The organism is Rathayibacter sp. AY1C9, from assembly GCF_002932315.1.
Lineage (GTDB): Bacteria > Actinomycetota > Actinomycetes > Actinomycetales > Microbacteriaceae > Rathayibacter.
Genome location: NZ_PSVZ01000049.1, coordinates 1 through 6,103 on the forward strand (window position 1 = coordinate 1; position 6,103 = coordinate 6,103).

A 6,103-nucleotide genomic window follows, 5' to 3' on the forward strand; every position below is an offset into this window, starting at 1 on the left:
ACCTCGTCGTCAACCACACCTCGGACCAGCACCCCTGGTTCCAGGCCGCCCGCTCCTCTCGCGACAGCCCGTACCGCGACTACTACGTCTGGCGCGACGTCCGCCCGTTGACTTCCCAGGTGCGCGGCCGTGCTCGCGGGTGCGGGGGCGCTCGCCGGCTCGCGCTCCGTCCTCCTCCGGCTCCCGCTCCGTTCTCCTCTGGCTTCGACGACTGTCCAGGAGTTGTCGCACTCGAGCTCGAGTGCGACGACTTCTGCGCACTCGGCGACGACCGCTGGGACAGGCCCGGCGGCTCGCGACCACGCGGAAGCGGCCGTACTGGAGCGCGAGTACGGCGACTTCGGAGCAGTGGCGACCGGCTCGAGTGCGCGGGTCCGCGAGTGCTCAGGAGTTGTCGCAGTCGACGCCGAGTGCGACGACTTCTGGACAGTGGGGGGAGGGGCTCCGGGTGAGGGCTCGCGAGTGCTCAAGAGTTGTCGCAGTCGAGGCCGAGTGCGACAAGTTCTGGACAGTGGGGGAGGCTCCGGGGTGAGGGCTCGCGAGTGCTCAGGAGTTGTCGCAGTCGACGCCGAGTGCGACGACTTCTGGACAGTGGGGGAGGGGCTCCGGGTGAGCGCTTGCGAGTGCTCAAGAGTTGTCGCAGTCGACGCCGAGTGCGACGACTTCTGGACAGTGGGCGGCGTCCGAGCAGCGTCAGGGGCCCCGGCAGCACCCGTCAGGGACCGCGGCGGCACGCATCGGGGCCCCGGCGGCGCGCGTCGCGCCCGGCGCCCGCGACCTAGGGTGAGGGCATGCATCCGCTCGACGCCCAGGACCCGCTCGCGCACTGCCCCGAGCTGTTCGTCCGCACCCCCGAGGTCCGCTCCTACCTCGACGGCAACTCGCTCGGCCGGCCGCTGCGCGCGAGCGTCGCCCGGCTCGCGCGGTTCGCGGAGGAGGAGTGGGGCGGCCGCCTCATCCGCGGCTGGGAGGAGGGCTGGCTCGACATGCCGCTCGAGGTCGGCGACGCCCTCGGCTCCGCGGTGCTGGGAGCCGCGGCCGGGCAGACGGTCGTCGCCGACTCCACGACCGTCCTGCTCTACAAGCTCGCCCGCGCGGCGATCGCCCGCCAGGCGGAGCAGGGGCGCGACGAGATCGTCGTGGACACCGACAACTTCCCCACCGACCGGTACGTGCTGGAGGGCATCGCGGCCGAGACCGGCAGCACGCTCCGCTGGATCGACTCCGACCCCGGGAGCGGCGTCGGCCCCGACGACCTCGCCCCGGTGCTCGGCGAGCGGACGGCGCTGGTGCTGCTCAGCCACGTCGCGTACCGCTCGGGGTTCCTCGCCGACGCCGCGGCGATCACCGCCCAGGCGCACGAGGCCGGCGCGCTCGTGCTCTGGGACGCCTCCCACTCCGTCGGCTCGGTGCCGCTCGAGCTCGACGCGTGGGGCGCGGACCTCGCGGTCGGCTGCTCCTACAAGTACCTGAACGGAGGCCCGGGGGCGCCCGCGTGGGCGTACGTCGCCTCCCGGCACCAGGGCTCGCTCGCGCAGCCGGTGCAGGGCTGGATGGGCGTCGCCGACATGTTCGAGATGGGACCCGGCTACCGTCCGGCCGAGGGGATGCGGCGCTTCCTCAGCGGCACCCCGCCGATCACGGGGATGCTCGCGATGCAGGACATGATGGCGCTGATCGCCTCGGTCGGCATGCCCGCGGTGCGCGCGAAATCGGAGGCGATGACGGCGTACGCGCTGGAGCTGGCCGACGCGTGGCTGGTGCCGCGCGGGGTGCGGGTGGCGACTCCGCTCGACCCCGCCCGACGCGGCTCGCACGTGACGATCGCGCACGAGTCGTTCGCCGGCCTGGTCCCGCGGCTACAGGCGGAGGGGGTCGTGCCGGACTTCCGCCGACCCGACGGCATCCGGATCGGCCTCTCGCCGCTGTCGACCACCTTCGCCGAGCTGGAGCTGGGCGTGGCGGCCATCAGGGACGCGCTGGACTGAGCGGGGCGGGGCTCGGCGGGGCGGCTGTCCCCGGCCCCGCCGGCGCCCTCACCGCGCATCGCGCGTCCGGCGGGTGCTCTCCTTCTGCAGGGCCTCGACGAGCTCCGCCTTCGTCATGCGCGAGCGGCCGGAGACGTCCAGGCGTTTGGCGAGGTCCATCAGGTGCGCCTTGGTCGCGTTCGCGTCCACTCCGCCCGCCGTCTCGCCCCCGGGGGAGCGGCCGTGGCCCTCGGCGCGGGAGTCGGAGGGGCCGCTCTCGGCCTTGCGCTCCCAGTGGTCGCCGACCTTCTCGTACTCGTGCTTCAGTGCGGCGAAGGCGGTGCGGCGGGCGCGCTCGCCGTCGCCGTAGCTGTCGACGGCCGAGTCGTGCGCGGCCGACCAGAGCTTCTGCGCGTGCTCGTCGGAGCGCTCGATGGTGGACGGGATCTGTTCCTCGCGGGGCATGGCGGCCTCCCTCTCGTCCTCCGACGCTACGTCGGGTCGGAGGCGCCGGTCACCCCGTTGACGAGCGCTCGGCGGGCGCCTCCGTCCCCGGAGCGCACTCGGGAGGCCGCTGCCGGTGTTCTCACCGGGCCGACGCCGATGATGGGGCGATGTTCATCCCGACCAGAGCCGCCGGTCTCGAGGCGCTCGACGACTTCGTCGCCCGCGCGGGCTCCGCCTACGCCCGCGACCGCAACCACGACCTCGGACCGTCCCGGGACAACGTCTCCGGACTCTCGCCCTACCTCCGCCACCGCCTCGTCACCGAGCGGGAGGTCGTCGCCGCGGTCCTCGCGCGCCACCGGCTGACCGCCGCGGAGAAGTTCGTCCAGGAGGTGTTCTGGCGCACCTACTGGAAGGGCTGGCTCGAGCAGAACCCGGACGTCTGGCGCCGCTACCGCCGCGAGGTGGCGGACTCCTCCGCGGGCGATCCTCCGCCCGGGTACCTCGACGCGATCGGCGGACACAGCGGCATCGACGCGATGGACGCGTGGGTGAGCGAGCTCGTCGAGACCGGGTACCTCCACAACCACACCCGCATGTGGTTCGCGAGCATCTGGATCTTCACCCTCGGACTGCCCTGGCAGCTCGGCGCCGACTTCTTCTACCGGCACCTGCTCGACGGCGACGCCGCGTCCAACACCCTGTCGTGGCGATGGGTCGCCGGCCTGCAGACTCCGGGCAAGACCTACCTCGCCTCCGCGTCCAACATCGCCCGCTACACGGAGGGGCGCTTCTCGCCGAGCGGCCTCGCCACCACAGCCCCCGCGCTGACGGAGGAGCCCTTCCCGCCGCGGGCACCGCTCGAGCAGGACGACGTCGTGGGGACCGTCGGCGCCCGCCCCGGCCTCCTGCTGCACGAGGAGGACCTCGAGGCGGAGAGCCTGCTCGCCGAGCAGCCGGGTCTGGCCGAGCGCCTCGTCGCGTGCGCCGTCGCCGGGGACGCGGGCGGGCGCTCGCCGTCCGGAGTCTCCGACGCGGTCGCCGCCTTCACCGCCGCGGCGCTCGCCGACGCCGCCGAGCGCACTTCCGACTCCAGCGGTCGGCCGGCGAGGGTGCTGGCGGACGCGCGTGCCGCGACGGTCGTCGACTGGGCGGTGTCCGAGCGGATCGACACCGTGGTCGTTCCGTACGCTCCGGTCGGGCCCGTCGGCGAGCGGGTGGAGGCGCTCCGCTCGGCTCTCGCCGACGAGGGGGTCGCCCTCGTCACCGTGCGCCGCCGCTGGGACGGTGCGGCGTGGCCGTCGGCGTCGCGGGGGTTCTTCCCGTTCCGGAAGCGGATCCCGGCGCTGGTGCGCGACCTCGTCGAGCCCGCCGACGCGGCCCGCCTGTTCTGAGCGGCGTTCCGAGAGCCGCGTCCCGCGAGCTGCGTCCTGTGGGCCGCGTCCCGCGAGCTGCGTCCTGTGAGCCCCGTCCTGTGCTGCGTCCGGTGAGCCCCGTCCCGCGGAACCTGCCTGGTCCCGCGGGGCGGGTGCCGCTCAGCCGAGCAGGCGGTCGCGGAGGAAGTCGCTCGCGAAGCGGCCCGAGGGGTCCCACTCGGAGCGGAGGGTGCGCCACTCCTCGAGGTGCGGGTAGAGCGGCGCGATCTCGTCGGCTCCGGCGAGGAAGTGCTTGCCCCAGTGCGGCCGGGCCCCGAGCGGCAGCAGCGCGCCCTCGACGGCGGGGAGCACGGCGTCGACGCCGGCGCGGTCCTTCTTGAAGGTGAAGTGCACGCCGACGCTGTCGCGGCCTCCGGCGGGGGAGAGCCACTGGTCGTCGCCCGCCATGGTCCGCAGCTCCGTGATGAGCAGGACGTCGTCGATCCGCTCGCCGATCGCGCGCAACGCCACGATCGCCTCGCGCACGTTCGCGCGCGGCACCATGTACTCGCTCTGGATCTCGTCGCCCGCGCTCGGCTCGCGGTCGAGGCGGAAGTGCGGCAGGCGCTCGGACCACGGTCCGACGGAGCCGCCGAACGGGTTCAGGTTGGAGTCGACACCCTCCGAGACGGCGAAGAGGCTCGCGGAGGCGGCGACCGCGCCCAGGTGCGTCGCGTCGACGTCGGCGACGGATCCCGCCGCCACCTTGGTCTTCAGCCACAGCTGCTCCACGGTCGGCGAGGACCAGTGGGTCATGAGGCTGACGCTGTAGGCGGAGGAGGTGATCGCGTCGAAGTCGTCGAGCACGCGCTCCCAGGGCAGGTCGACGAACGCGTCCTGGCGGACGTCGAAGGTCGGCTGGATGTCGAGGGTCACGCGGGTGACGATGCCGAAGGCGCCGAGGCCGACGACGACGCCCTCGAAGCCCGGCTCCCCGCGGCGGATCGTGCGCAGCGAGCCGTCGGCGGTGACGAGCTCGAGGGCAGAGACGGCGGAGGAGAGGTTCGCGTTGCGGTCGCCCGAGCCGTGGGTGCCGGTCGCGATGGCGCCGGCGACCGAGATGTGCGGGAGCGAGCCCATGTTGTGCAGGGCGTAGCCGTTGCTGTGCAGGTGCGCGGCGACGACGCCGTAGCGGGTGGCGCCGCCGACGGTGACGGTGCTCGCCTCGGCGTCGATCACGGGGTCGGAGGCCAGGCGCCCCAGGTGCAGCAGTGCGCCGGGGGTGTCGGGCAGGGAGTTGAAGGAGTGGCGGCTGCCGAGGGCGCGGACGCGCTCGTTCTCGCGGACGAGGCGCTGCACCTCCTCGACGGACTCCGGCTCGATGATGGCGGCGGCGCGGTACTCGTAGGTGCCCGCCCAGTTGCTCCGTGAGGTCATGGATCCATTCTGCCGGGTGCGCGGGGGATTTGTTGTTGGTTGCAACGAATGGCCTGGTAACGCACGGGACGCGGCAGGACGGAACGGCGTGGATTTTGTTCGGGGCGCGCTCCGGGCCCCTGACGGGGAGGGCGGCGATGACCGCGCGCAGACGATCCCGCTCCGATCTGTTCCGGGTGAGCGTGAGCCTCCTGGTCACGATCGTGGTGGTGCTGCTCGTCCTGGCGAGGGGGACACTCGCTCCTGGCGACGGGCCGTCGATGCGACGGCGACCCTCGTTCCGGTCCATCTGCTCGGCCGGCCGCTCTGCACCGCCCTCTCCGTGGGCTGGAGCGCCGCCTCCTCCTCGCGCCTCGACGAGCAGGCGCTCCGGAGCGCCGTCTCCTTCTCGCGCCTCGACGAGCAGGCGCTGCGGAGCACCGCCGAGGAGGAGGCGCGCGGCGAGCGGCGCCTCCTCTCGCGGATGCTGGGGGCGACCGGGGCGACCAGCACGACGCTGTCGGCGGCGGTGCCGGCGATCGTGGTCACGGTGGCGATCGCGCAGAGGACGGAGTCCCGCAGCGAGCCCCTCTCCCTCGCCGCCGCCCTGCTCGCCGTCGCGAGCTCGTGGGTGCTGATGGTCCTCTCGGTCGCACAGGCCTGCCTGCGCTTCGAGTCGCGGTCGCCCCGGCGGTCGCAGGTGCGCTTCGCCTTCGAGGAGGCGCCGCACTTCAGTGACGACGCGACCCTCGCGCTCCTGCTGTCCACGACGGCGGCCACGGTCTCGGCCGAGATCCGCTCGAGAGAGGGCTGGCGCCTGGTGCGCGCGAACGTCGTCATCGCGTCCGCCTTCGACTCGGTCGTCATCGCGATGACGACCGAGTCGAAGGCGGACGCGATGACGACGTTCGCGCGCAC

The 6,103-nt window shown here is 73.5% G+C and carries 5 protein-coding genes and 1 pseudogene; 4 read left to right on the forward strand and 2 right to left on the reverse strand.

Going from position 1 to position 6,103, the window contains the following annotated elements:
- Together C5D09_RS17295 and C5D09_RS16790 are read left to right on the forward strand one after the other, a co-directional pair.
- Positions 1-98, forward strand: a pseudogene (locus C5D09_RS17295) (alpha-amylase family glycosyl hydrolase); the annotation flags it as partial.
- Positions 99-791: 693 nt separating this feature from the next.
- On the forward strand, positions 792-1,988 hold the full coding sequence (locus C5D09_RS16790) for a kynureninase (RefSeq protein WP_104269819.1): 1,197 nt from the start codon (positions 792-794) through the stop codon (positions 1,986-1,988).
- Positions 1,989-2,036: 48 nt separating this feature from the next.
- On the opposite strand, the gene C5D09_RS16795 is transcribed toward C5D09_RS16790, so the two are convergent.
- A complete protein-coding gene (locus C5D09_RS16795) occupies positions 2,037-2,432 on the reverse strand; it encodes a ChaB family protein (RefSeq protein WP_104269820.1) in 396 nt (131 codons plus the stop codon).
- A 149-nt stretch (positions 2,433-2,581) separates the two neighbouring features.
- Between C5D09_RS16795 and C5D09_RS16800 the strand changes: the two genes are divergently transcribed.
- Positions 2,582-3,808, forward strand: a complete 1,227-nt coding sequence (locus C5D09_RS16800) for an FAD-binding domain-containing protein (protein ID WP_104248350.1) — start codon at positions 2,582-2,584, stop codon at positions 3,806-3,808.
- A 141-nt stretch (positions 3,809-3,949) separates the two neighbouring features.
- On the opposite strand, the gene C5D09_RS16805 is transcribed toward C5D09_RS16800, so the two are convergent.
- Positions 3,950-5,206, reverse strand: coding sequence for an FAD-binding protein (locus tag C5D09_RS16805; RefSeq protein WP_104234610.1), 1,257 nt, complete (start codon positions 5,204-5,206; stop codon positions 3,950-3,952).
- Positions 5,207-5,528: 322 nt separating this feature from the next.
- On the opposite strand from C5D09_RS16805, the gene C5D09_RS17655 reads away from it, so the two are divergent.
- Positions 5,529-6,103 (forward strand): DUF1345 domain-containing protein (locus C5D09_RS17655; protein ID WP_181135073.1); only part of this gene is annotated, 575 nt, incomplete at its 3' end.